19 protein-coding genes are annotated in these 24,033 nt (G+C 69.4%); 14 read left to right on the top strand and 5 right to left on the bottom strand.

Translation table 11 applies throughout. The features are described from left to right. Nucleotides 1–24: 24 nt before the first annotated feature. On the bottom strand, nucleotides 25–411 hold the full coding sequence (locus OHA18_RS03460; protein ID WP_329002108.1) for a DUF1844 domain-containing protein: 387 nt from the start codon (nucleotides 409–411) through the stop codon (nucleotides 25–27). Nucleotides 412–747: 336 nt separating this feature from the next. Between OHA18_RS03460 and infC the strand changes: the two genes are divergently transcribed. From infC to OHA18_RS03430, 6 genes are all read left to right on the top strand, one after another. Further along, nucleotides 748–1,425 carry a translation initiation factor IF-3 gene (infC, locus tag OHA18_RS03455; protein ID WP_329002106.1) on the top strand — a complete coding sequence of 226 codons (678 nt, stop codon included), beginning with the start codon at nucleotides 748–750 and terminating at the stop codon, nucleotides 1,423–1,425. Nucleotides 1,426–1,507: 82 nt separating this feature from the next. Then, entirely contained in the window at nucleotides 1,508–1,702 is a 195-nt protein-coding gene (gene rpmI / locus OHA18_RS03450) for a 50S ribosomal protein L35 (protein ID WP_130439409.1), read from the top strand. A gap of 78 nt (nucleotides 1,703–1,780) precedes the next feature. Beyond that, nucleotides 1,781–2,176, top strand: coding sequence for a 50S ribosomal protein L20 (gene rplT / locus OHA18_RS03445; RefSeq protein WP_329002105.1), 396 nt, complete (start codon nucleotides 1,781–1,783; stop codon nucleotides 2,174–2,176). Between the two features lie 20 nt (nucleotides 2,177–2,196). Beyond that, complete coding sequence (locus OHA18_RS03440) at nucleotides 2,197–2,997, top strand: TrmH family RNA methyltransferase (RefSeq protein WP_329002104.1); 801 nt, start codon at nucleotides 2,197–2,199, stop codon at nucleotides 2,995–2,997. Continuing rightward, nucleotides 2,994–3,887, top strand: a complete 894-nt coding sequence (locus tag OHA18_RS03435) for a PHP domain-containing protein (protein WP_329002103.1) — start codon at nucleotides 2,994–2,996, stop codon at nucleotides 3,885–3,887. The genes OHA18_RS03440 and OHA18_RS03435 overlap by 4 nt, the downstream gene beginning before the upstream one ends. Nucleotides 3,888–4,058: 171 nt before the next feature. Further along, nucleotides 4,059–4,766, top strand: coding sequence for a hypothetical protein (locus OHA18_RS03430; protein WP_329002101.1), 708 nt, complete (start codon nucleotides 4,059–4,061; stop codon nucleotides 4,764–4,766). A 3-nt stretch (nucleotides 4,767–4,769) separates the two neighbouring features. On the opposite strand, the gene OHA18_RS03425 is transcribed toward OHA18_RS03430, so the two are convergent. Further along, on the bottom strand, nucleotides 4,770–5,474 hold the full coding sequence (locus tag OHA18_RS03425) for a TetR/AcrR family transcriptional regulator C-terminal domain-containing protein (RefSeq protein WP_329002100.1): 705 nt from the start codon (nucleotides 5,472–5,474) through the stop codon (nucleotides 4,770–4,772). A gap of 55 nt (nucleotides 5,475–5,529) precedes the next feature. On the opposite strand from OHA18_RS03425, the gene OHA18_RS03420 reads away from it, so the two are divergent. The 8 genes from OHA18_RS03420 to OHA18_RS03385 all read left to right on the top strand — a co-directional run bounded on the left by OHA18_RS03420 (nucleotide 5,530) and on the right by OHA18_RS03385 (nucleotide 21,892). Further along, nucleotides 5,530–7,068: an MFS transporter gene (locus OHA18_RS03420; protein WP_329002099.1), complete on the top strand. Its 1,539-nt coding sequence runs from the start codon at nucleotides 5,530–5,532 to the stop codon at nucleotides 7,066–7,068. Between the two features lie 12 nt (nucleotides 7,069–7,080). Continuing rightward, the gene (locus OHA18_RS03415) at nucleotides 7,081–7,431 is read left to right on the top strand and encodes a hypothetical protein (protein WP_329002098.1); all 351 of its coding nucleotides are present in this window, start codon (nucleotides 7,081–7,083) and stop codon (nucleotides 7,429–7,431) included. A 139-nt stretch (nucleotides 7,432–7,570) separates the two neighbouring features. Beyond that, nucleotides 7,571–8,680, top strand: a complete 1,110-nt coding sequence (gene pheS / locus OHA18_RS03410; protein ID WP_329002097.1) for a phenylalanine--tRNA ligase subunit alpha — start codon at nucleotides 7,571–7,573, stop codon at nucleotides 8,678–8,680. Then, a complete protein-coding gene (locus OHA18_RS03405; protein WP_329002096.1) occupies nucleotides 8,680–11,253 on the top strand; it encodes a phenylalanine--tRNA ligase subunit beta in 2,574 nt (857 codons plus the stop codon). The genes pheS and OHA18_RS03405 overlap by 1 nt, the downstream gene beginning before the upstream one ends. Before the next feature lie 21 nt (nucleotides 11,254–11,274). Then, nucleotides 11,275–12,816, top strand: coding sequence for a gamma-glutamyltransferase (locus OHA18_RS03400; RefSeq protein ID WP_329002095.1), 1,542 nt, complete (start codon nucleotides 11,275–11,277; stop codon nucleotides 12,814–12,816). A gap of 45 nt (nucleotides 12,817–12,861) precedes the next feature. After that, nucleotides 12,862–13,845, top strand: coding sequence for a glycosyltransferase family 2 protein (locus OHA18_RS03395; RefSeq protein WP_329002094.1), 984 nt, complete (start codon nucleotides 12,862–12,864; stop codon nucleotides 13,843–13,845). Beyond that, entirely contained in the window at nucleotides 13,842–16,052 is a 2,211-nt protein-coding gene (locus OHA18_RS03390) for a hypothetical protein (protein ID WP_329002093.1), read from the top strand. The genes OHA18_RS03395 and OHA18_RS03390 overlap by 4 nt, the downstream gene beginning before the upstream one ends. Nucleotides 16,053–16,156: 104 nt before the next feature. Then, a complete protein-coding gene (locus tag OHA18_RS03385; RefSeq protein ID WP_329002092.1) occupies nucleotides 16,157–21,892 on the top strand; it encodes an Ig-like domain-containing protein in 5,736 nt (1,911 codons plus the stop codon). A 90-nt stretch (nucleotides 21,893–21,982) separates the two neighbouring features. On the opposite strand, the gene OHA18_RS03380 is transcribed toward OHA18_RS03385, so the two are convergent. The 3 genes from OHA18_RS03380 to OHA18_RS03370 are packed head-to-tail and all read right to left on the bottom strand — an operon-like array spanning nucleotide 21,983 to nucleotide 23,953. Continuing rightward, entirely contained in the window at nucleotides 21,983–22,501 is a 519-nt protein-coding gene (locus OHA18_RS03380; protein ID WP_329002091.1) for a GNAT family N-acetyltransferase, read from the bottom strand. A 40-nt stretch (nucleotides 22,502–22,541) separates the two neighbouring features. Beyond that, a complete protein-coding gene (locus OHA18_RS03375) occupies nucleotides 22,542–23,402 on the bottom strand; it encodes an RNA polymerase sigma-70 factor (RefSeq protein WP_329002090.1) in 861 nt (286 codons plus the stop codon). Continuing rightward, nucleotides 23,399–23,953: a carboxymuconolactone decarboxylase family protein gene (locus OHA18_RS03370; RefSeq protein WP_329002088.1), complete on the bottom strand. Its 555-nt coding sequence runs from the start codon at nucleotides 23,951–23,953 to the stop codon at nucleotides 23,399–23,401. Before OHA18_RS03370 ends, OHA18_RS03375 begins: the two co-directional genes overlap by 4 nt. Nucleotides 23,954–24,033 lie beyond the last annotated feature (80 nt).

Here is a 24,033-nt window from a genome sequence, read left to right as displayed (position 1 = left end):
TATGTTCCGGAAAGCGCGGGCAGCCTACCCGCGGCCGGCCGGGAAGACAGCGCCGGTGTACTTCTCGCCGGGGCCTTGGCCGGGCTCGTCCTGGATGCTGCTGGCTTCACGGAAGGCCAGCTGCAGCGAGCGGAGGCCGTCGCGGAGGGGTGCGGCGTGGTGGTGGCCGAGCGAAGGCGCGGCGGCGTCCATCAGGCCGGCCAGGGAGTCGATCAGCGAGCGGGCCTCGTCGAGGTCCTTGTGGTCGGGGAGGTCGGCGGCCAGGCCGAGGTTGACGGCGGCCGCGCTCATCAGGTGGAGTGCGGCCGTCGAGATGATCTCGACGGCAGGGACCTCGGCGATGTCGCGGGACGCGGTCGACAGCGGATCGGGTGCGGCGGGGGACTGCGGAGTGGCATCTGCGTCGGTCATGCTGCTACTGTTGCATGGCGACCGACCCGGTCCGTTGGTGACCCCTGAGTGGAATACTCGAGGGCCGCCGGTGGTTCAGGTCTAAGCGGAGGGCCACCTCCCACCCAGTCGATGAAGAGTCGGCGGGTCCCGGTCACGCTGAGAGATTCTGGAGGACATCCGGAAGATCACAGCGATCGTACGGCGTACCACCCAGAGGGGTTGGGGCGTCGTCGATCTGGGAATTGGGCCTTCGTGTGATCGCACGAGGGCCCTTCGTGTTTTTCAGGGGGCTCGCGGGTGATCGCGAGGTGGCACCAGTACTAGTTCAATCCAGGAGGACCCATCACCACTGATTTGCGCGTCAACGAGCGCATCCGCGTTCCCGAGGTGCGACTGGTCGGACCGAACGGTGAGCAGGTTGGCATCGTCCGGATCGAGGACGCACTGCGGCTGGCCCAGGAGGCCGATCTCGACCTGGTCGAGGTCGCGGCAACCGCCCGGCCTCCGGTCTGCAAGTTGATGGATTTCGGCAAGTACAAGTACGAGACCGCGCAGAAGGCGCGCGAGTCACGCCGGAACCAGACCAACACCATCATCAAAGAGATGAAGCTGCGGCCGAAGATCGACCCGCACGACTACGAGACCAAGAAGGGTCACGTGGTCCGGTTCCTGAAGGCCGGGGACAAGGTCAAGATCACCATCATGTTCCGCGGACGCGAGCAGTCCCGGCCCGAGCTCGGGTTCCGGTTGCTGCAGCGGCTCGCCGAAGACGTGACCGAGCTCGGCTTCGTCGAGTCCTCGCCGCGCCAGGACGGCCGGAACATGATCATGGTGCTCGGACCGCACAAGAAGAAGTCCGAGGCGCGCGTGGACGTGGAAGCCGAGAAGGCGCAGCGGAAGGCAGAGCGCGAGGCCGACGAGCAGGCGGAGCGCGCCGAGCGCGTCGAGCAGGCCCACGCCCACGAAGCCGAACGCGCCGCCGGCGCCACCAAGAAGCCGAAGGGTCCGGCCGACAACCTCGACCCGGAGTGACGGAGCGCTCCGGCCGCCGAGGCAGCCGGAGCCGGTCACACCGAAGTTCGAGTCAACGAAGAAAATCAGGAGCACAACAGCCATGCCGAAGATGAAGACCCACTCGGGGATGAAGAAGCGCGTCCGGATCACCGGCACGGGCAAGGTTCGCCGCGAGCAGACCGGTGTCCGCCACCTCGCCGAGGCGAAGACGTCCAAGCGCAAGCGGCGCCTGAGCGGCACCGTCGAGGTCGCCCCCGCGTTCGCGAAGAAGGCCAAGAAGCTTCTCGGCATCTGAGCAGCACTCTCAACCCCCCAACATCCCCGCCGAGTGGGTCACCTCTCTCCGGCGCAGAAATACAAGGAGTAACACCTCATGGCACGCGTGAAGCGGGCAGTCAACGCCCACAAGAAGCGCCGGGTCGTACTCGAGCAGGCCAGCGGCTACCGCGGCCAGCGCTCGCGGCTGTACCGCAAGGCCAAGGAGCAGGTCACTCACTCGCTCGTCTACGCCTACCGTGACCGCAAGGCGCGCAAGGGCGACTTCCGCAAGCTGTGGATCCAGCGGATCAACGCCGCGGTCCGGGCCGAGGACCTGACCTACAACCGCTTCGTCCAGGGCCTGCGGCTCGCCGAGGTCGAGGTCGACCGCAAGATCCTGGCCGACATGGCTGTCAACGACCCGGCCGCGTTCTCCGCGATCGTGCAGGTGGCCAAGGCTGCCCTGCCGACCGACGTGAACGCGCCGAAGGCCGACGTTTCCGCGGCCTGAGCAACACCCCTGACAACACAGTGGCGAGCCCTGGTCTGCTGACCGCACAGTCCGTGCGGATCAAGCAGGCCCGGCGGCTCGCCACTCGTGCGTTCCGGCGCAAGACCGGCCGGTTCCTGGTCGAGGGACCGCAGGCCGTCCGGGAAGCACTCGAGCACCGCGAGCTGGTCCTCGAGGTGTACGCCGAGCCTGAGGTGGCGACCCGTCATCGAGACCTCCGCGATCTCGCCGCGGCGGCCGCTGTCCCGTGGTTCGAGGTCAACCGCGCCGCCGTCGAGGCGCTGAGCGAGACCGTCACCTCGCAAGGGGTCGTCGCCGTGTGCTCCCTCGTCACGGTGCCGTTCGGGCCGACCGGCAAGCTGATCGCGGCCGGCGTACAGGTCCGCGACCCCGGCAACATCGGCACCCTGATCCGTACTGCGGACGCGGCCGGCGCCGATGCCGTCGTACTGTCGACAGAGTCCGTCGACCCGCACAACCCGAAGGCGGTCCGGGCCAGTGTCGGCAGCATCTTCCATGTGCCGATCAGCACGGACGTGGACATCGTCACGGCCGTCCAGTCCTGGCGCGAGCAGGGTCTGCAGGTGCTCGCCGCCGACGGGTACGGCGCCACCGACCTGGACACCTGCATCGACGACGGCACGCTGGCCAAGCCGACCGTCTGGCTGTTCGGCAACGAGGCCCACGGCCTCCCCGACAGCATCAACGCCGTCGTCGACCATTCGGTGAAGGTCCCGATCTACGGCCGGGCCGAGTCCCTCAACCTGGCCACCGCTGCCGCGATCTGCCTGTATGCCTCGGCCCGGGAGCAACGACGTTGACGTTCGATCTGCCGGGGCGGTTCTGGCGCGGCAACCTGCACACCCACTCGAACCTGTCCGACGGGGCGTTGTCGCCGGCCGAGACCGCGCAGGTGTACCGCGAGGCCGGGTACGACTTCGTGGCGATCACCGACCACTTCCGGCCGGAGTACGGCTTCCCGATGACGGACACGCGCGAGCTACGGTCCGACGCGTTCACCACGCTGATCGGCGCCGAGCTCCACGCGCCGCGGACCGAGGCCGGGCAGCAGTGGCACATCATCGCGGCCGGCCTGCCGCTGGACTTCTCACCCCCGGCGGACACCGAGACCGGTCCTGAGCTCGCCCGACGAGCGCGGGTTGCGGGCGCCTTCATCGGCATGGCCCACCCGTCCGCGTCGCTCCTGACGGCGCTCGACGCCGAGAGCTTGGACGCGGCTCACTCGGTCGAGGTCTACAACGCACTCTCCGACCGGGAGAACCGCGGCGACAGCTGGCATCTGGCCGACGTCTTGCTGAACCGCGGTCACCGCCTCACGACGTACGCCGCCGACGACGCGCACCTGCAACCCCAGGACCCGCCACCGTGCCAGGCCTGGGTCCACGTCCGCGCCGAAGTACTCGCACCGGACGCGCTCCTGGCCGCCCTGAAGGCCGGCCACTTCTACTCCAGCACCGGCCCCGACCTGTACGACGTACACATCGAGGGCGACATGGTCGTGGTCCGCTGCTCACCCGCGACGAAGGTCCTGCTGAGCGGCGGCGTCCCAGGGGCCGAGGTTGCCCAGGGCACCGACCTGACCGAGTGCTCGCTCCCGCTGGCGCTGTTCCGCGGCACCCACTGCCGCATCACGATCGAGGACGCCGCCGGCCGCCGCGCCTGGACCAACCCGATCCATCTGCCGTTCTGATTGACGGCCGGCCGGGCGGCATGTCAGCGTTGGGGCAGCGCGCGCCAGGGCGCCTCCTCTCCGCGGCAAGCACCGAGTGCACCTGGAAGCAAAAGGTAGGACCCACATCGGCCGGTTGACCCTTCGGGACGGTCTGATTCAGCGGAGCGGGCTGTTCTGGAAGGACCGTTGATGTCGACTACACCGCTGCCCGCGAAGGCCAGCCTCAGCCAGCTCCGCGCCCGGGCGAAAGAACTGCGCAAGGCGGTCGCCAAGGGCCGGCCCGACGCCATCGAGCGGGCGCGCGCCCACCACCCGTCGTACGACGAAGCGGCCTTCACACTGCGGGACGCGCAGCTGACGATCGCCCGCGAGTACGGGCTGGCCAGCTGGCCCGAGCTGATGGAGAAGGTCGCCACCGAGCTGGTGGAGGGCCGCGAGCTGCACCGGTACTTCGGTGTCGAGCTCAACAACGAGACCTGGGACCTGCTCGAGCAGATCGACGAGACGAGCCCGCTGGAGGACCAGGAGCGGTTGCTGTACGGCGCGTACGCCGCCTGCCTGCACTGGCTGGAGGCGGGCAACGAGGCGAATCATGCGCGCGGAGAGCACCTGATCGCGCGGGTGGCGCTCCGGATCGGGCGCGTCGACGTGGGGATGCAGCATGCGCGGCGCTGCATCGACCTGGTGGAGACGCACCGCGAGCAGATGAGCGACTGGGACGAGCCGTTCGCCCGCGAGGCCCTGGCGCGAGCACTGGCCGCGACCGGTCAGGCCGCTGCCGCGCGAGCGGAGTTGGAGCGGGTTCGAGAACTGGCGAAGCTCGTCGCAAGCGACGGCGACCGGCAGGTGCTGAACGACGAGCTCGCGAAGGAGCCGTGGTTCGGGCTCACTTCCTGACCCCTACTTCTTGACCTTGGCCTCGAGGCCGTCGAGGAGCGCGTCGAGACCGAAGACGAAGTTCGCGGTCAGCTCGGAATCCAGGTCGGCCGAGGTCCGGCGCCGGACCGACTCCTGCATGTGCGGGTACTCGTCGGCGGCGGCCTCGGCCTGGGCCAGTAGGTCGCTCACCCAACTCTCCTCGGAGCGGCCGGACTTCCGCACCATCTCGCGGGTCGCCACCTCGGCGCTGACCGTGCCGAGCACGTACGACATCACGCTGCCCATCGCCAGATCGACCTCGCGGGCGGTGAACCCGGCCGCTCCGAACAGCACCAGACCGCGCTCGCCGAGCGTCATCGCGTGCGGACCGACGCTCGGCCGGGTGTACATCACCTCGGGCAGCCACGGGTGCCGCAGTACGGCGGACCGCAGGCTGTGCCCGAACAGGAGCGCCCCGCTCCGCCAGCCGGCCAGCTCCGGTTCGGGTACGTCGATCTCGCCCCAGACCTCGTCGATCAGCAGGTCGACGAGGTCGTCCTTGGTCGGCACGTGCCAGTAGAGGCTGGTCGCGCCGGACCCGAGCCTGGCGGCGAGCTTGCGCATGCTCAGTCCGGCGACCCCCTCCTCGTCCAGGACGAGCATCGCCATCTTCACGATCTGCTCCCGGCTGAGCGTCTCGCGCGCCGGTGCCGCCGTCCGTTGCCGGGTCCAGATCGTTTCCTTCATGTGCCCATCCTACAAAGCACTCGCACACTGTACGAGTCTGTCGTACAGTGTGCGAGTGACTAGTACACCGTTCGAGTCTCCCGAGACGCCCGCCGAGACGCCCGCGACCGGTCACCCGCGTCGCTGGTGGATCCTGTCGATCCTGTGCCTGAGCCTGATGGTTCTGGTCGTCGACAACACCGTCCTCAACCTGGCGATCCCGTCGCTGATGCGCGACCTGGGCGCGACGCCCGCGGACATCCAGTGGGTGATCGACGCCTACATCCTGGCGTTCGCCGGGCTGCTGCTGACCGCCGGAAGCCTGTCCGACCGGTTCGGCCGGCGGAAGATGCTGCTCCTCGGCCTGGTGGTGTTCGGTGCGGCCTCCCTGCTGGCGACGCTGGCCGACAACCCCTGGCAGCTGATCGCGTGCCGCTTCCTGATGGGCATCGGCGGGTCGCTGCTGATGCCGAGCACGCTGTCGCTGCTGTTCACGGTGTTCCCGCCGGAGGAGCAGCGCAAGGCGATGGCGGGCTGGTCCATGGTCGCGATGCTCGGCGTGGTTGCCGGCCCGACCGTCGGCGGCGTGTTGCTGAACCACTTCTGGTGGGGCTCGATCTTCCTGCTGAACGTGCCGATCGCCGCCCTCGCGATCCTCGGGACGCTGGCCCTGATCCCGGAGTCGAAGGGCCCGGCGCGCAACGTCGACCCGGTCGGCGCGGTGCTGACGATCGTCGGGATGGCGTCGATCGTCTGGGCGATCGTGTCGATCCCGGCGGACGGCTGGGGTTCCGGCCGGGTGCTCGGCGGCCTGGCGGTCGGTGTGGTCGCGCTGACCGCGTTCGCGCTGTGGGAGAAGCGGAGCGAGCATCCGATGGTGCCGCTGGCCTTGTTCCGGGATCGCCGGTTCAGCGGTACGAGTTTCTCGATCGTGCTGTTGTCGTTCACCGCGGGCGGGTTGCTGCTGGCGCTGACGCAGTACCTGCAGTTCGTGCTGGGATACAGCCCGTTGAAGGCCGGGCTGGCGTTGATTCCGTACGCCCTCGCCGCCGCGGTGTTCAACGGTCTCGGCGCCGCGCTGGGCAAGAAGGTCGCGGACCGGACGCTGATCTGCCTCGGGCTGCTGATCATCGCGGCCAGCTTCGGCATCCTGACCCAGGTGTCCGACTCGACCGGGTACGGCCTGCTGATCATCGGCCTGCTGGTGATGGGGATCGGCGGTGGCCTGGCCGGACCGGCGGCGTACACGCTGTTGATGCAGGCTGTTCCGGCGGAGCACCGCGGTGTGGGTTCGGCGATGAACGACACCGTGCAGCAGACCGGTGCCGCGCTGTCGGTCGCCGTACTCGGCAGTGTGCTCGCCGCGGCGTACTCCTCGGCGCTGCCGGACTCCGTGCCGGAGGCGGCCCGGAAGTCGATCGCCGAGACGCTCGCGCTCGGTCCGGACTTCTTCAACGCCGCCAAGCACGCGTTCACCGACGCCATGTCGATCTCGATGACGGTCGGCGCCATCGGCGCGGTCGCGGGCGCGGTCGTTGCCCTGGTGCTCCTGCCCCGCGGCGAGGCCAAGGTCCAGGACCCCGCTCCGGCATCCGTGGACGACCCGGTGCACTGACAGCATGCAGGCATGCGGAACGACCTGCTCAGTCTCGAGGTACTGCGGGACTTCCAGGGCCTCGTGAACCTGATGCTCGTGGTCGTAGTCGGGCTGATCCCGGTCGCGCTCGTGACGTTGATCGTCGGCCGGCGGAGGTCCCACCGGTTCGTCCTGAAGTGGGCCCAGGCGGCCGGCATCCTGTCGGCCGTCCTGGCGACCGGGTACGTCGTGGCCGGCGCAGCCTGCCTGATCCTCGAGAGCAGCACCCCGAAGCCGGCCCCGGGGTACCCACTCTTCGTCCTACCGGTCGGCGGGATCGCCCTGATCGTCGCCCTGGCAATCCTCGGCACCACCATCCGAACCAGATGGCGAATGGGCTGAGCCGACGGTTGTCCCGATTCGGGGTCAAAATCGTCCCCAATCTCGGATGTGGAGGGGTGGGGGTGGACAGCCGATTCACGCTCTTGGGGTTCGGGTTTCTAGACTGCAATTCGCAGAAGTTCCGAATTGAGAGCGAGCCATGTCCGGTCCCAACACTGATTACGACCCGGTCGAAGTGACGCCGCTGCATGCCGAAGAGGTGGAGCGGACCCGCGACGAGGCACTGACGGCGTTCACCGAGGCGGCCGACCTGGCCGCCCTGCAGGAGGCCAAGTCCACCTATCTCGGCGACAAGTCGCCGATCGTGCTGGCCAACCGGGAGATCGGCGCGCTGCCGCCGCAGGCCCGTAAGGAGGCCGGCCAGCGGATCGGTGCGGCCCGGAAGGCGATCAACGAGGGCTTCGCGTCCCGGCTGGCCGTCCTCGAGGCTGCGCACGAGGAGCAGCTGCTGGCCACCGAGCGCGTCGACGTGACGCTGCCGTGGCACACCCCCGAGCTCGGCGCGCGGCATCCGCTGTCGCTGATCTCCGAGCAGGTCGCGGACGTCTTCACCGCGCTCGGCTGGGACGTTGCGGAGGGGCCCGAGGTCGAGGCCGAGTGGCTCAACTTCGACGCGCTGAACTTCCAGCCCGACCACCCGGCACGACAGATGCAGGACACGTTCTTCGTCGAGCCGGCCGGCACCGGCAAGGTGCTGCGCACGCACACGTCGCCGGTGCAGGCGCGGTCGATGCTGACCCGCAAGCCGCCGATCTACGTGATCTGCCCGGGCCGCGTGTTCCGCACCGACGAGCTGGACGCGACGCACACGCCGGTCTTCTACCAGGTCGAGGGCCTGGTCGTGGACGAAGGCATCACGCTCGCGCACCTCAAGGGCACGCTCGACCACTTCGTCGTCTCGATGTTCGGCGAGGGCCTCGAGGCGCGGCTGCGGCCGAACTTCTTCCCCTTCACCGAGCCGTCGGCCGAGGTCGACCTGAAATGCTTCGTCTGCCGCGGTGCGTCCGTGGGCAACCCGGACCGTCCGTGCCGCACGTGTGGCAGCGAGGGCTGGATCGAGTGGGGCGGCTGCGGCGTGGTCAACCCGCGGGTCCTGCAGGCCAACGGCATCGACACCGATCGGTACTCCGGCTTCGCGTTCGGCATGGGTCTGGAGCGGACGCTGATGTTCCGCAACGGGGTCGAGGACATGCGGGACATGGTCGAGGGTGACGTGCGGTTCAGCCGCCAGTTCGGGATGGAGATCTGATGCGGGTCCCACTGTCATGGCTTCGTGAGTACGTCGACCTCCCGGCCGGGGTCACCGGCCGCGACGTCGCGGAGCAGCTGATCCGGGCCGGCCTCGAGGTCGAGACCGTCGAGGAGTCCGACCTGACCGGCCCGCTCGTGGTCGGCAAGGTGCTGACGTTCGAGGACGAGCCGCAGAAGAACGGCAAGACGATCCGCTGGTGCTCGCTCGACATCGGCAAGGACGAGCCGCAGTGGGTCGTCTGCGGCGCGCACAACTTCGCGGTCGGCGATCTGGTCGTCGTCGTGCTGCCCGGCGCGGTCCTGCCCGGCGGGTTCGCGATCTCGGCGCGGAAGACGTACGGGCATGTCTCCAACGGGATGATCTGCTCGAGCGCGGAGCTTGGTCTGGGCGACGACGGTACGCACGGCATCGTCGTCCTGGAGCCGGGTGAGGCCACGCCGGGCGACGACGCGATCGAGCTGCTGGCGCTGCGCGACGACGTGCTCGACATCGCGGTGACGCCGGATCGTGGGTACTGCCTGTCGATCCGCGGGGTCGCACGCGAGGCCGCGACGGCGTACGGCGTTGCCCTGACCGACCCTGCGGACCTGGCTCTGGACGGGTCGGGGTCGGGCGGTTACCCGGTGCGGGTCGACGATCCGGAGGCCTGCAGCGTGTTCGTCACGCGGACGGTGACCGGGATCGACGCGAAGGCGTTGTCGCCGCGGTGGATGCAGAAGCGGCTGCTCGCGTCCGGGATGCGGCCGATCTCGATCGGGGTCGACGTCGCGAACTACGTGATGCTCGAGCTCGGTCAGCCGATCCACACCTACGACAAGGCGCGGCTGTCCGGCGAGATCGTCGTCCGGCGGGCGAATGCCGGCGAGAAGCTGATGACGCTCGACGACCAGACCCGGGAGCTGGATGCCGAGGACCTGCTGATTACCGACGACTCCGGCGCGATCGGTGTCGCCGGGGTGATGGGTGGCGCGTCGACGGAGATCTCCGACGCGACCACGGACGTGGTGATCGAGGCCGCGCACTTCCACCCGATCGTGATCGCGCGGGCGTCGCGCCGCCACAAGCTGTCGTCGGAGGCATCGCGCCGGTTCGAGCGCGAGGTCGACCCGCGCCTGCCGAGGTACGCCGCGCAACGCGTCGCCGACCTGCTGGCCGAGTACGCGGGCGGCACGATCCTCCCCGACGAAACCGTCGTCGACACCCACCCCCTGCCGGAGCCGGTCAACCTCCGCGCCGACCACGCAGCTCGTGTCGCCGGCGCCCTGATCACCCTCGAGGAGACTGTTCGTCATCTGGAGTCGGTGGGCTGCACGGTCGCGTCCGCCGCGGCGGACGCGACTGCCGCTCCGTTGGCTGCCGGCGTACACGCTCCGGTGCTTGCGGAGGTCGGCACCACAACTGTTGGTGCGGCCAACGTGCAGGGCGATGATCTGCTGACGGTGACTCCGCCGTCGTGGCGGCCGGATCTTCGGGACCCCAACGACTTCGCCGAGGAAGTCATTCGGCTGTTCGGGTTCGACAACGTGCCGTCGATCTTGCCTGCAGCGCCGGGTGGGCAGGGCCTGACGGTGTCGCAGAAGCGCCGTCGCCGGGTCGCGACCGCGCTCGTCGGCGCTGGGCTGACCGAGGTCGTGTCGTACCCGTTCACGGGCGCGGCCGACTTCGACGCGATGGGCCTCCCGGCCGACGACGTACGACGTACGACGGTGAAGCTGGTCAACCCGATCTCAGATGAAGAGCCGTCGATGCAGACGACCCTGCTCGCGACCCTGCTCCGGACCGCCGAGCGCAACGTCGGCCGCGGTGCGACCGACCTGGCGATCTTCCAGACCGGCCTCGTCTTCCTCCCGAAGGCGGAGACGAAGCCCGCGCCGCTCCCGTCGGTCGCGCACCGGCCGAGCGACGCCGAGATCCAGTCGCTGTACGACGCCCTCCCGGACCAGCCGCTGCACGTCGGAGTGGTGCTGACCGGCTCGCTGACCCCGACCGGGTGGTGGGGGAAGGGCCGTCCGGCCGGTTGGGCCGACGCGGTGCAGATCGCGCGGCTGATCGCGTCGGCGGTCGGTGTCGAGCCGGTCGTCACGAACGTGGAGCTCGCGCCGTGGCACCCGGGGCGGTGCGCCGAGTTCTCCGTCGAGGGCAAGGTCGTCGGGCATGCGGGTGAGCTGCACCCGAAGGTCTGCCAGGCGTTCGGTCTGCCGACCCGCTCGAGTGCGGTCGAGCTCGACCTCGGAGCGTTGATCGCGGCGGGGCCGGAGTCGATCACGGCGCACCCCTTCTCGTCGTACCCGGTGGCCAAGGAGGACGTGGCGCTGATCGTCCCGGCCGAGGTGTCGGCGGCGGACGTGCAGGCTGCGCTGGTCGAGGGCGCGGGCGAGCTGCTGGAGGCGGTCCGGTTGTTCGACGTGTACACCGGCGAGCAGATCGGCGAGGGCAAGAAGTCGCTCGCGTTCGCGCTGCGGTTCCGGGCGCCGGACCGGACCCTGAAGGAGAACGAGGTCGCCGACGCCCGCCAGGCCGCGGTCCAGGTGACCGTCGACCGCTTCGACGCCGTCCAACGGGTCGGCTAGTTCCATGACCGGGCAGGCGCGATGAGCGGCCGTCACCCGCGGGTGGCGGTCGCCGCGCCCAACGAGGCGGCCGCCGAGGCCGGCGTGCGGGTGGCCGAGGAAGGCGGCAACGCGGTGGACGCCGCGATCGCCGCCACCTTGGTCACGATGGTGAACGAGATCGGCGTGGTCTCGCCGGCCTCCGGCGGGTTCGTCACGCTGCAGGTCGCGGGTGGCGACGCGATCACCATCGACGGCTGGGTGGAGATGCCCGGCCGTGGTCTGTCGAGTGAACGGTTCGGTCAGGGCGTCTGGGACATCACCACCGACTACGGCGGCGGGACGACGACCACCGTCGGCCACGGCTCGGTCGCCACCCCCGGCGGGATGAAGGCCCTCGACCTCGCGCACCGGCGCGCCGGCAAGGCTCCGTGGGGCCAGGTCGTGCAGCCCGCGATCGACGTCGCCCGGGACGGCTTCCCGCTCAGCCGGACCTCGGGGTACTACCTGGGCTTCACCCACGAGATCATCTTCGGCTGGCATCAGCCCAGCCACGGCGTCGTCCACGACGAGGACGGCGAGGTGATCAAGGCCGGCAGCACGGTCGTGATCCCCGAGCTCGCCGAAGCCCTGGAGCTGATCGCCCGCGAGGGCGCCGAGACGATGTACACCGGCAAGCTCGCCCAGCTCCTGATCCGCGACATGGCCGCGAACGACGGCATCCTCACCGCCGAGGACCTCGCCGCGTACGAGGCCGTCGTACGCCCAGCACTGGTCGTGAAGCAGAACGGCTGGCGCCTGGCCACCAATCCGCCACCGGCTGTCGGGGGAGTTGCCGCCGCGGCGATGCTCGCGCTGCTCGACGGCGTACCGGCCGACGGCAGCTGGCGCCAGTCCGAGCTGGAGCGACTCGTCGACGTGCAGTACGCCGTGCTCGGCCGACGACTCGCCGAGCTCGACGAAGAGGACGTACGGCGACTCGAAGGTCAGAGGCTGCTCGACCTGGCCGCGGCCGGCGACCTGCGCGCGCTGACCTCACCGAGCACCGCAACGGTTTCGGTCGTCGATGACGAAGGCGACGCCTGCGCGATCACGGTCTCGTCCGGCTACGGCTCCGGCGTACTCACCCCGGGCACCGGCATCTGGCTGAACAACGCCCTCGGCGAGCAGGAGCTCCTGCACGGCGGTCCGCACAGCCTTGCCCCGGGCACCCGCCTCACCTCGAACATGGCCCCGAGCGTCGCCCGCCGCGAGAGCGACGGCGCGATGCTCGCGATCAGCTCGCCCGGTTCGGACCGGATCCCGACCGCGCTCGCCCAGGTCTACGCCCTCTACACCCACGGCGGCCTGTCGCTCCGCGAAGCCGTCGAGCACCCGCGGCTGCACGTCCGCGTCCGCGAGGACGTCGTCGTCGACTACGAGGACGACCTCCCGGTCTCCGGCTCGACCGCGCTCCCCACCCGCCCGATGCCGCCGCACTCGATGTACTTCGGCGGCGTCGCGGCCGCGTTCTGGGACCCGGTCGACGGCCTCCTCGCCGTCGGCGACCCACGCCGCACCGGCGCGGTGGCAATTTCTCCCTGAGCCGACGCTAGTAAGGTCAGCCACCTCATACCGAAAGGTGACCCGATGCGGGACCATCCCGAGCTCTCTGTCGTCGTACCGATGTACGACGAGGAGGAGGTGCTGCCGATCTTCTTCGAGCGGATGCACCCGTTGCTCGACGGTTTGGGGATCACCTACGAGTTGCTCGTCGTCGACGACGGGAGCCGGGACAAGACCGCGGCGCTGCTGCTCGCGGCCGCCGAGGACTGGCCGCAGCTCCGCGTGGTCCGGCTGCTCCGCAACAGCGGTCATCAGGCGGCCCAGTCGGCCGGCTTCCGTCGCGCCCGCGGTCAGTACGTCGTCACGATCGACGCCGACCTCCAGGATCCGCCGGAGGTCATCGCCGAGTTCCTCCAAGCGGTCGACGAGCAGGACGTCGACGTCGTGTACGGCGTACGCTCCGACCGCTCGAGCGACTCCTGGGCGAAGCGCACCAGCGCCCGGCTGTACTACCGCTTGATGTGCCGCCTGGTCGGCAAGGACATCCCGTTCGACGCCGCCGACTTCCGGTTGGTGACGCGGCGCGTGGTGGACGCGGTGAACGCGCTGCCGGACGACGGGCGGGTCTTCCGTCTGGTGATCCCGTGGCTCGGCTTCCCGAGCGCCGAGGTGCGGTACGTCCGGGCGGAGCGGGCTGCCGGCACGACGAAGTACAACTTCTCGAAGATGCTGCGGCTCGCGTTCGACAGCGTGACTGCGTTCTCCGCCGCGCCGTTGCGGCTGGCGACCTGGCTGGGGCTGCTCGGTGGTGTGATGTCCGGGTTGTTCGTCGTCGGTGCGTTGGTGATCAAGCTGACCGGCCGGAGCATTCCCGGCTGGACGTCGACCGTCCTCGCGGTCAGCGTGATCGGCGCGATCCAGTTGCTGTGCCTCGGGCTGCTCGGTGAGTACGTCGCGCGCCTGTTCCAGTCGAGTCAGCGCCGGCCGCAGTTCCTCGTCGGCTACGACAGCCTCGGCGACCACGGCCACCAGGAACCGCTCCATCACAGGGCCCCCTCTGACACATGAGGCGGTCGCTTCCATGGCTGCTGCCGATCCTGGTGGCGGCCGGCGGGTTCATTTCGCTCGGCGATGTCGGACCGGGCCCGATCGTCAAGTACACGGCGTACTTCGCGTTGGCGATCGCGCTTCCTGGCACGCTGCTGCTTCGCGCGGCCTGGCGCAGTACCGGTAACTGGGCCGAGGATCTCGGACTCGGCTCGGTCGTCGGCGCGACCTGGCAGCTGATCGGCTGGGCGATCTTCACCGCGCTCGGCTGGCAACGCTGGCTGATCGTGTGGCCGGCGCTGGTCCTGATCGGCTTCGCCCTCTTCGGCCGCAGACACTGGCGCATCGCCGATCCGAAGCCGTTGCCCACAGCGTGGACCTGGGGTCTGGCCGTCTCGGCGGCGGTGATGGTCGGCGCGGCCACGTTCGGGGTGATGGCGTACCACCCGATGCCGCCGAACGGCGAGGCGTACTACCCGGACCTGCTCTACCACCTGTCGATGGTGAACGAGCTGACCCGGACGCTGCCGCCAGAGATCCCGCAGGTGGTGGGGGAGCGGCTCGAGTACCACTGGTTCGCGAACGCCGACATGGCCGCGGCCGCGGATGTCACGCGGTTGACCCCGACGGTCGTGCTGTTCCGGCTATGGATCCTGCCGTGGCTGATCGTTTCGCTGCTCGTGTGCGCGACGCTGGCGCGGACCGTCAGCCGCACGTGGTGGACCGGCGTACTCGCGGCCCTCGCGCTGGCCGCGCCGCAGTTGTTCCTGTTGATCGACACGAGTGTGAATCTGGCGCCGCCGGTCAGTCTGCTGAGTCCGTCGCAGACGTTCGGGATGGTCGCCGGTGTCGCGGTCGCGGTGTTCCTGATCGAGCTGCTGTTCAAGGGCGGCACCAGGTGGCTGTGGCTGATCACCGTGCCGGTCGCAGTCGTCGGCGGCGGGTCGAAGCCCACCGTGCTGCCCTTGCTGGTCGCAACAGTCGGCCTGGCCGCGCTGTACCTACTAGTGACGACGCGGCGGCTGCCGTGGCGACTGATCGGTACGACGGCCGTACTGCTCCTCACTGGTGCACTGACCTTCCTGACGGTTGCCGGAAGCACCAGTGGATCGCGGCTGCAGTTCCTCGCCGTCCTGAAGTCGCTGCCCGTCTACACCGCGGCGACCCGCGACACCACGCAACCAGGTGACGGCGGCCTGATCCTCCCGGCGCTCGCGCACGGACATGTGATCGGCACGCTCAGCCTGCTGCTCGGTCTGCTGCTCACACTGCAGGCGATGTCCTGGGCAGGGTTCGGAGTCGTCGGCCGGAAGGATCCGGTCGCGTGGTTCCTGCTCGGTGCGATGATCGCGGGCTGGGCCGGGTACCTGCTGATCGATCATCCGTCCGTGAGCGAGTCGTACTTCGTCTACACCGCGGCACCGTTCAGCCTGGCCGGCGCCGGCTGGTTCGCGGCGACCAGTGCACGCGCGGCCCGCCGGCCGATCCCGATAGCGATCGCCGCCTTCGCGCTCTCGATCGTCTATGCGGGTCTGCTCGTCTGGGCGCGTGGTGTGCCGGCCGCCTCTACCGGTCGGCAGTTGTGGTTGAGCACGCGGATGTTGCTCGTGGTCCTCGGCATCACGCTCGTACTGCTTTCCGCGTGGCGGTTGTTCTTCCGGCAGGCCGGCGGCGGCATGTTCGTCGTACTCGTGCTGTTGTCGACGGCACCGATCAGCTCGTTCCTGCAGAGCGCCGTACGGGGTGACACCGAGAAGGCGCCGACCTATCGGGCCGCGCGATGGTGGGTCTACCCGGACGAGGCCGAGGCAGCGCTGTGGCTCGGACAGAACTCCGCGCCGAATGATGTAGTCGCCACCAACACCTGGTGCCGTCCGGCCGGCACGACGGCGCCAGGCTGCGATGCGCGCGGCTATCTCGTCAGCGGGATCGCCGGCCGCCGCACGCTGATCGAGGGCTGGGCGTACACGAACCAGGCGATGGCCAAGCAAGGCGACGGAGGCCGCCGCTATACCGAGCAGCCGTCGCCCTGGCCGGACCGCGTCGCCCTCACCAACCAGGCCCTGACCGCACCGACCGCCGAAGTACTGCGACGGATGCGCGACGAGTACGGCGTCCGCTGGCTGTATGCCGATACGCGCAACGGACCGATCTCGCCCGCACTCGACCGGCTCGCGGTACGCCGACACAGCATCGGCAAGGTCCTGATCTACGAACTCGGAGAGTGATTCTCCCGTAACATTGGGTCGGCGCAGACCGTTACGTCTACGCAGGTCCGCCCGCCCGCGGCCGATGCACTTCAGCACCCTGAATGCTCGGGAGGGCGGGACACATGCGGGCTACCCGACCGGGGGCCATTCTTCTTGCCACCGGCCTGTTGAGCCTGGGCACTGTTACCGCGGACGCCTATCAGGTGCCGGCCACCCCGTTCACCGACTCGGCGACCACGGTCATGCCGGGGTCGGGGTTGCGCCAGACGATCACCGCGAGCGGCCGGACCGAGCTCGGCGATCCGACCACCGCGGGCTTCCGCGGCATCGGCCCGACCACCTACCAGCCCGCGATCGGCACGGACGTCCCCGCGCAGGACGTCGTCGTGAACACCGGCGACTGTGCGTCCACCGGCGGCTGCGGCGATCGCGGCACGCTGACGATCGCGTTCTCGCAACCCGTGCGCAACCCGGTCCTGCACCTCGGCGGCATCGGCGGCTCGGTCACCCGGACCGTGAGCGGCAAGCCGATCGCCCAGTCCGAGCTGCACTCGATCCTCAAGCTGACCACCGCGGGTCTCAGCCTGACGAAGCTTGGTCAAGGCAACAACCTCGCCGTCACCAGCGACACGATCACCGCCGCCAACCACGACGCCGGCCCGAACTGTGTGAACACCAAGTCTCCGTCCGGGCTCGACACCTCCGCGACCGCCGCGTGTGGATCGGTCCGGGTGAACGGCGTCGTCACCAAGCTCACCTTCGACGTTGCTGCATTGTTCACCAAACACCCAAAGCTCCCGGCCCTGAACAACGCCTCCTCCGGCGACGCGTTCTCGATCGTCGCGTCCACGCCCGAGGATTTCGGTGACGCGCCGGCGTCGTACGGCGCGGCCTGGTCGGTTCTCAGCGACGTACAACTCGGGAAGGATGTCACCGAGGACAACGCGGCCGTCGCGAACGGCACCACAGGCCCGGCGACACCGGATCAGGCCGACGACGGTGTCGTCTTCAAACCGCTCCGCACCAACCAGACGACGTACTCGGCCGATCTGCAGCTCGCCGGTGCGTCGAAGGCGGGCCGAGCGTGCGCGTGGATCGATCTCAACGGCAACGGCACCTTCGACGCTGCGGAGCGGGCCTGCAGTGCCTTCGCCGCCAAGCAGACGACCGTCACCCTGCGATGGTCCGAGCTCGCCCCGAAGGCCGGAGCGTCGTACGCGCGGGTGCGCGTCGGCTACAACGATGCGCAGGTCGAGAAGCCGACCGGCGCGGCCGACTCGGGTGAGGTCGAGGACTACCCGTTCGCGATCACACCGCCGCCTCCGCCGGTCCTGACCGACGACACCGCCACGACTGCGTTCAACACCGCGGTCGTCGTCCCGGTGCTCGCCAACGACAAGCCGGGTGACCCATCCGCGCCGCTGGCCCCGGCGACCCTTTGCCTGACGGATGGCGGCAAGTGCGTCGAGATGGTGAACGTGGTCGGCCAGGCGAAGTACGTGGCCAAGCCCGACGGCACGATCCGGGTCGAGCCGGTGCCTGGGTTCGTCGGTCCGGCCAAGCCGGTCACATACCGCGTTGCCGACAGCAACGGCATCACGGCCACCGCGAAGCTGACCGTCACGGTATCGCTTCCGGACCGCCCGGTCGCCGCGCCCGACACCGCGACCACTCCGCAGAACGTCAGCGTGTCCATCAAACCGTTGGCCAACGACCACCCCGCCGCGGGTGTCCAGCTCGACCCCGGTTCCGTCGTACTCCGCGATCCGGCCGACGCGACCTTCAAGAAGAAGGTCGTGATCGCCGGCGAGGGTGAATATGTCGTGAAGCCGGATGGTGGCGTGGACTTCGTACCGCAGCCGCAGTTCACCGGCGTCGGCACGTCGATCGGCTACCGGGTCACCGACACCACCCGCCAGACCGCCGAGTCGACGCTGGCGGCGACCGTCACGCCGGTGACGCCGACGGCCAACGGCGACTCGGTCTCGACCGCATTCGACACCGACGTCGTCGTACCCGTGCTCGACAACGATCTGCCGGGCTCGCCGGACGCACCACTTGTGCCGACGACGCTGCGACTCGTCGACCCGGTCAGCAGGCAGCTCGTCGACAAAGTGACGATCGCCCAGCAGGGCACTTACCTCATCTCGGCCGGGGAGGTGGCCTTCCAGCCGGTCCACGGGTTCACCGGCGTCGGCAAGCCGCTGACCTACCAGGTGCTCGACAAGAACGGTACGGCGGCGCGCGCCGAGCTGACCGTCTCCGTCGACGCGCCCGGCCCGCCGGTGGCCAACCCGGACACGATCACCACGTTGCAGGGCCGATCGGTCATCGTCGCGGTCCTCGACAACGACAAGCCCGGCCCGACCGGTGCGGCGCTCGACCCGAGCAGCGTGCGGTTGCTGGCGCTGTCCGACGGGGATCCGTTGACGACCCTGGTGGTCACCGGCCAGGGCAAGTACACGGTCAAACCGGACGGCGGGGTGCTGTTCGAACCGCTGCCGACGTTCAGCGGCACGGCGACCGCGATCCCGTATCAGGTTGCCGACAGCAACGACGCGGTCGGGAAGTCGACGCTGACCGTGCGGGTGACGAAGGTCCGGCCGGATGCTTCCGACGACACCGCGAGTACGGCGTACGACACGAACGCGACCGTTCCGGTGCTGGCGAACGACGATGCGGGTGACCCATCTGTGCCGCTGGTGCCGAGCAGCGTGCGGCTGATCGACCCGATGACGAAGGAACCGAAGGCCACGGTCGTGATCGCCGGCCAGGCGACGTACACGGCGACGCCGGAGGGCAAGGTCGTGGTCGATCCGATGCCCAAGTTCACCGGCGTCGCGACGCCGGTCGCCTACCGCGTCTCGGACGTGAACGGTACGGCGACCACGGCAACGCTGACCGTCACGGTGGCCAAGCCGCCCGCGCCGACCGCCACGCCCGACACCGCGACCGGCAAGCAGAACCTCCCACTGCAGGTGAAGCCGTTGAGCAACGACACGGCCGGCCCTGGTTCCGGGCTCGACCCGCTCAGCCTCACCCTCGTGGATCCCGCCGACGGTTCGCTGAAGAAGCTGGTCAAGATTCCGGGGCAGGCCGACTATCAGGTCAACCCGGACGGCACGGTCGCCGTCGACCCGCTGCCAGGATTCACCGGTACGGCGACCAAGGTCACGTACCGGATCTCCGACTGGTTCGGTCAGACCGCACGGTCGACGATCACGGTCACGATCGACCCGATCACCCCGGTCGCAGCCGACGACGCGGCGCGGACGGCGTACGGCAGGACCGTCACGGTCAAGGTGCTGGCGAACGACAAGGCGGGCGACCCGTCGGCGCCGCTGGTGCCGGGCAGTCTGCAACTTGTCGACCCGACCGATGGCTTGCCGAAGGCAACGGTGACGATCCCGAACGAGGGTGTTTACACAGCGGGCGGGGGAGTGGTCCGGTTCGATCCGGGCGCCACGTTCCGCGGTCCGGGTACCCCGCTGACGTACAAGGTTGCCGACAGCAATGGGACAGCTGCGGCTGCTCGTCTGCAGGTCACCGTCGGTCAGCCGCCGCTAGCTGCCGCCGACAGCGCGTCCACGCTGCAGAACGTGACCGTGACGGTGAACGTGCTGTCGAACGATGTGCCGGGCACGGACGCGACGCTCGACCGGGGTTCGGTGGGGTTGCTCGACCGGACCGGGTACGTCAAGAAGGTGACGGTCGCCGAGCAGGGGACGTACACCGTGCAGCCGAGCGGTGCGATCGAGTTCGATCCGCTGCCGGCGTTCAATGGCAAGGCGCTCGCGATCCATTACCGGGTCGCGGACTCGGACGGCAACTACGCAGCGACCACGCTGAGCATGACGGTGATACCGGTCCGGCCGGTGGCGGTCGGCGACTCGGCGATCACGCCGTTCGGCCACGCGATCACGGTGAACGTGCTGGCGAACGACAAGGCGGGTGATCCGTCGGCGCCACTCGTTCCGTCGAGTCTGGTGCTGAAGGATCCGGCCGGCCACTACGGCAAGACCATGACGCGGGCCGGAGAGGGAAGCTACCGCGCCGGTGTAGACGGGACGATCACGTTCACGCCGGCGAAGGGGTTCCAGGGTGTGACGACGCCGGCGACGTACCGGATTGCCGACGGCAACGGGACGACCGCGGAAGGTCTCCTATTGCTGACCGTCGGCAAGGGGCCGACGGCAGTGGCGGATGCCGCGACAACCAAGCAGAACGTGACGATCACCGTCGATCCGCTCGCGAACGACGAGCCGGGGACGGGCGCGCAACTCAACAAGGCGAGCGTGCAGGTGTACGGCGGCGCGTGGAGCCGGAAGGTGGCGATCCCGGGGCAGGGCGTGTTCACGGTGGCTGACGGGAAGATCGCGTTCGATCCCGAGCCGGCGTACCGCGGTGTCGTGTCGGTCGCGTATCAGGTCACCGACACCACTGGGAACAAGGCGAGCGCGTCCGTGACGGTCACGGTCGCGCCGGTGACGCCGGTGATCGCGGACGACACGGCGACGACGCCGTACGAGGCTCCGGTGACAGTCGACGTACTCGCGAACGACAAGCCTGGTGATGCCAGTGCCCCGTTGACCGGCGTACGGCTGGTCGATCCGGCGACCGGCGACCCAGTCACGACGCTGGCTGTGCCGGGGGAGGGGACTTTCACAGTGCAACCCTCCCGTGCGATCCGGTTCGCGCCGATGGACGGGTTCGCCGGTGTCGTGGTGCCGGTCGGTTACCAGGTTGTCGATGGCAACGGAACGATCGGCGACGGCACGTTGACGGTCACGGTGCAGGCTCGTCCGGTGGCCCTTCCGGACGTCGCGCGGACCAAGCAGCATGTCGCGGTCACGGTCGATCCGCTCGCGAACGACAAGCCAGGACCGGGTGCGACGCTCGATCCCGACTCGTTGCTCCTGGTCGGGCCGGGTGGTGCGCTGGTCGACCAGGTGAGCGTGGCCGGACAGGGCACGTACGTCGTTGCCGGCGGCAAGGTCACGTTCAGTCCGGTGGCCACGTACACGGGCACCGCGCGACCGGCGGCGTACGACGTGAAGGACACGAACCAGAACTCGGCCCGCGCCACCATCACGGTCACAGTCCTGCCGGTGCGACCGGTGGTCGTCGACGACAACGCCGAGACCGCGTTCGGCAAAGCGGTAGTGGTCAACGTCCTCGGCAACGACAAACCCGGCGACCCGTCCGCCCCGCTCCGACCAGACTCCGTCGTACTGCGTGACCCGGCGGACGGCAAGGAGAAGAAGGCCGTGACCGTCCCGCACGAGGGCGCGTACGCCGTCGGCGCGGACGGCGCGATCACGTACACCCCGGCCGAGAACTTCGTGGGTACGACGCGATCGATGGCCTACCGCGTGACCGACGCGAACGGTACGTCCGACACCGCGTTGCTCGAGGTGACCGTCGCCGGACCGTTGCTGATCAAGGCAGCGCCGGACGCGGCGACCGGTACGCCGGGCAACCCGGTCGCGGTGAACCCGCTGCTCAACGACAGCGGCGCGATCAAGCCGAGCTCGGTCTGCCTTCGCACGCCCACCGGCACCTGCGCGAAGAGCGTCACCGACGGCGCGGGCACCTGGTCGGTCGCCGGCGACGGCACGGTCACGCTCAAACCGGTGGCCGCATTCACGGGCACCGCGAAGGCGACGTACCAGATCGGCGACTCGGTCGCCGCCCCGGTCAAGTTCACCGTCGGCGCCCAACCCACCGAGGACGTCCGCACCCTCGACCGCGCCGACCTCCCACCGACCGGCGGCCCGCCCGCGATCGTCCTCACCCTCGGCGTCCTCCTCGCAGCCCTCGGCGGCACCCTCGTCGCCCTGGCCCGCACCCGACGGTGAATCTCCAGGCCATCACAATCTCGTCGGCGGAGCGACCGGACGCGGGGAGACGGCGCCGCCGCGCGATTGTGATGGCCTGGGGATCCGCAGCTACAGGTCGAGGACCAGCATGATCTCGTCGCGGTAGTCGTCCGGGGCCACGCGAATCGCGCGCGGGTGGGTGCCGACGACGCGGTACCCGAGCGGACCGTAGAACTTCTCCAGCCCCAGCCCGTCGCGGATCGTCAGCTGGAGCTGCTCGAGACCGAGGTCGACCGCCGATCCGCGCAACCCCTCCATCAGCACGCGGCCGGCGCCGCTGCCCTGGTGCTCCGGGTGGACCATCACCCGCAACACGGTGCGCCAGTGCGCATTCAGCGTGCCGCCGTGACCCACGAGCAGACCCATCCCGGCGTACCGCTGACCGGTGTGGAGCACGCCGAGCAGGTCGAGCCCGGCGGCGACCCGGCCGAGCGCGCCGTCGAGGTTCTCGGCGATCAGCTCGACCGGGGCGGGCGGCGTGTACCCGACCGCACCGCCCGCATTCGTGGCCGCGACCCAGGTGTCCAGCAGGTCCGCCCGCAACCCGGGATCAAGGGCGTCGTCCGGGTCCAGAGCAAGGTATTTCACCGCACCTCCATCTGCGACTGAGTTGCAGATAGTCTACGGCTCAGTGGAGGTGCTCCAGCTTGTCCGGGTTCCGGATCAGGTACAGCTCGTTGATCAGGCCGTCCTCGGTCTTCAGGAACGCGACCGTGTCCGGCTCGTCGCCGTCGTACGCGATGTAGGCGATCTCGCCGTTCAGCGTCCCCATCCGGACCTCGAAGCCCGGGTTCTCCGCGATCACCGCGAACAGCCAGCGCGCGATCTTGTCCGCACCGTGGATCGGGCGCAGCGCCGCCTTCTTCTTGCCGCCGCCGTCGCTGATCAGTACGGCGTCCGGCGCGAGCAACGCGACCACCTGGTCGAAGTCGCCGGACCCGGCCGCCTGCATGAACCGCATCGTCACCTCGTCGTGGCGTGCCTTGTCGACGTGGTGCCGCGGCTGCCGCGCATGGACGTGCTCGCGGGCGCGATGGGCGAGCTGCCGTACGGCGGCCTCGGACCGGCCGAGGGTATCCGCGATCTCGTCGTACGGGAGGTCGAACACCTCACGCAGCACGAAGGTGGCGCGCTCGAGCGGGGACAAGGTCTCGAGCACGACGAGCATCGCCATGCTGACCGAGTCCGCCAGCTCCACCTTGGCTTCAGGGTCGTCGTCGGTCGCGAGCGGCTCCGGCAACCAGGGCCCGACGTACTGCTCCCGCCGGGCCTTCTGCTCGCGCAGCCGGTTGAGGGCCAGGCGGGTGGTGATGCGGATGAGGTATGCGCGGGTGTCGCGCACCTCCTCGTGGTCGACCCCGGTCCAGCGCAGCCACGCCTCCTGGACCACGTCCTCCGCGTCGCTCACACTTCCGACCACCCGGTACGCCGCCCCGACCAGGACGGACCGGTGTTCGGCGAACTCGCCGGCCAGCTGTTCCTCGGTCATCTGACCGGCCTCAGCTCGCAGGTCTCCTTGAAGCCCTGGCTGGTGAGGCCGAGGGCGGCGTTCGTGCGGGAGCGGTAGTTCTCCAGCGAGATGACCGACGTGAGCTCGACCAACTGCTCCTCGGTCAGGTCGGCGCGCACCCGCTCGACCTGCTCGTCGGTGACCTCCGGCGGAGTCGCCGTCATCGCCTCGGCGTAATCCATCACCGCGCGCTCCAGATCCGAGTAGACGTCACTGTCCCGCCACCTTGGCACATCCCGCAGTTTGGCCTGGGCGACACCCTGGTGATGGAACTCCCAGTACCCGAAATCCATGCACCAGCTGCACCCGATCCGCGCCGACGTCACCATCACCGCGAGCGCCTTCAGCCCTGGTTCCAGCTTGTTCCACCGAGCTGCGGTGCCTTCCAGCATCAGCATCGACACCAGCACCCGCCGGTTGTGCAGCGCCGCCTGCCCCGGCTCCAGCACCTTCCCGTACTTCCGCCGGCTGCCCCACTCCGCCAGCCGCACAAACCAGCCCCGCTCATGCTCCAGCCGGATCCGCGCCATGTCACCCTCCAGAGTTCGTCGTCGCTCACAGGACACGCGGAGCCCGGCGGCGTGTGACATGACCCGCGTCACAGCACGTG

The organism is Kribbella sp. NBC_00709 (assembly GCF_036226565.1).
Classification (GTDB): Bacteria; Actinomycetota; Actinomycetes; order Propionibacteriales; family Kribbellaceae; genus Kribbella.
Note: the sequence above shows the minus strand (reverse complement) of the source record. Positions and strands in the feature narration are given on the sequence as shown.